Below are 2,048 nucleotides of genomic sequence, written 5' to 3'. Positions count from 1 at the left end.
CCGTCAGATCAAACCGCGCCATCAAGGCCCTCCTGCTCAGAGGGCTAACGACGCCGCGGTTCAACCGTGCCAGCCGTTATGGGTTCGCGACCTAGGGGGATGCTGCAAGCGCTCCTTGATCTTTCCCTGGCTTCGCGGTTCTCCCGCACTTTGCGTGGATCAGGTAGCAAGGAGCACGCGATGGCGAAGGAGTGCGAAGCTGGCGCGGCTGAACATCGTGCGCTTGAGTATCTGTTTTGCTCAAGCGAATTTTTGTTGCCAAGTGCGGCCGCCCCTCAGGAGGGGCATGAACCGCCCCGGATTAAGCGTAGGCCTGTGCTGCAGTCGAGTCGTGCGCCATCGGCGCCAGTCCTGCTAGGCTTGCGGCCGGGCCCGGCTTGAGGCTGCTGAACCGCCCCCCGTTTTGACCGGACAGGCGGCATAGCTCACGAAGGCATAGGCGTTGGCCTATGGGTAAGGCTATCTCGTCCGATCCGACCGCCCCGCCGGTGCACGGCGAGATCCTGACCGGCATTCAGCGTCAACGGCGCTGGTCCACCACCGAGAAGATCCGCCTCGTCGAGGAGAGCCAGCAGCCCGGCTCGTCCGTGTCGGTCGTCGCCCGTCGCTACGGCCTCTTGCCCAGCCTGCTGTTCTCGTGGAAGCGGCGCATGCTGGAGGGCGGCCATCAGGCCGTGCACGCCGACGAGGAGGTCGTCGGCACCAGCCGGGTTCGCGAGTTCGAGCGGCGCGTGCGCGACATCGAAAGCCTGCTCGGGCGCAAGACCATGGAGGTCGAGATCCTGAAGGAGGCGCTCGACCTCGCCCGCACAAAAAAACTAGGACGGCAAAGCCAGCTGTTCGAGGGTGTTGAGATAGGCGTCGGGATCGCGTCGGAAGCGGGTGCGTGCGGTGCGAGCTTGACGTCTGCGGTCGAGAGCGTCGCGCAAGGTCTGCCATCGGGCGTGATCGACCCGGCCAAGGTCGCGTCTGGACCGGGTCTCGGCCCGCGTGGCGATGCCGGCTGCAAGCCGCACCGAGCTACGGCTATCGCCGCGTCACCGCACTGGTGAACCGGGCACTGCGCTCGCGCGGCGAGGCGAGCGTCAATGCCAAGCGGGTGCTGCGTATCCTGCAGGAGAATGGGCTCACCCTCGCGCCGCACACCGCCCGTCGTCCCGGCCGCACCCACGACGGCACCAGGGTGCGTTCGAAGGCACGACGATAGGCGACGGTGGTCTCGTAGACTACGCGAGTGACGGTGTGCGGCGCCAGCTGTCAGGCGACACGGCAAACTGGTTCTTCAGCAGGTTCGGTGCTGAGCGCCTTGTGAAGCGTTGATCCCCGGGGTGGCGGAGGGAGAGCGCGATGCGGATCTCGAACCTGTTATTGCCCTCGGTTGTAGAAGGTGTGCAGGTCGACGAGCTTGCGCTGGATGCCGATGCGCTGACGCTCACGGCCAGGACGACCGCAGCCCGCGCAGCCTGCCCGCAGTGTGGACGATGGTCGGCCCGGGTGCATAGCTCGTACTGGCGAACCCTGAAGGACCTGCCCTGGCAGGATCGCTCGGTCACGTGGCGGGTGAAGGTGCGCCGCTTCCGCTGCAGCCATTGTCCGGGCCGGATCTTCGCCGAGCCTGTTCCCGGCCTCGCCCGTGCGGGGGCACAGCGCAGCGATCGCTTGGCCGAGGCGCAGACCGATATCGGCATGGCGCTCGGCGGCGAGGCCGGCGCCCGCCTGTCGCGACGGCTTGCCGTGCCGGTCAGCGGCGACACCGTCCTGCGGCTGATCCGCCGTTGCAAAAGCGCAGGGTGCGCGTCCGCGCGTGTGGTCGGGATCGACGACTGGGCTTGGCGGCGGGGCCGGCGCTACGGCACGATCGTCTGCGATCTGGAACGGAGTCGCGTCCTTTGATCGGGACTGTCAGGAATTCCGTGTGCGGGCGGCGGGTTGAACATCAGGCCGCCATGGCCCGGGTGAAGCGCTCGCCGAAGATGCCGGCAAACTGCGCCTTGGCCATGACCCATTCACGTGGCCCCATCTTCCACGCCTTCTCGGAGCGGTTCAAG

The 2,048-nt window shown here is 67.0% G+C and carries 3 pseudogenes; all 3 read left to right on the top strand.

Features of this window, described 5'->3' with window-relative positions:
• Positions 1 to 449: 449 nt before the first annotated feature.
• Positions 450 to 818: pseudogene (locus BMY19_RS30275) on the top strand (transposase); the annotation flags it as partial.
• A 197-nt stretch (positions 819 to 1,015) separates the two neighbouring features.
• Positions 1,016 to 1,177 (top strand): annotated as a pseudogene (locus BMY19_RS30270) (IS3 family transposase); the annotation flags it as partial.
• 191 nt (positions 1,178 to 1,368) lie between these two features.
• A pseudogene (locus BMY19_RS30265) lies at positions 1,369 to 1,887 on the top strand (transposase family protein); the annotation flags it as partial.
• Positions 1,888 to 2,048 lie beyond the last annotated feature (161 nt).

This window comes from Methylobacterium sp. UNC300MFChir4.1, from assembly GCF_900110155.1.
Classification (GTDB): domain Bacteria; phylum Pseudomonadota; class Alphaproteobacteria; order Rhizobiales; family Beijerinckiaceae; genus Methylobacterium.
Note: the sequence above shows the minus strand (reverse complement) of the source record. Positions and strands in the feature narration are given on the sequence as shown.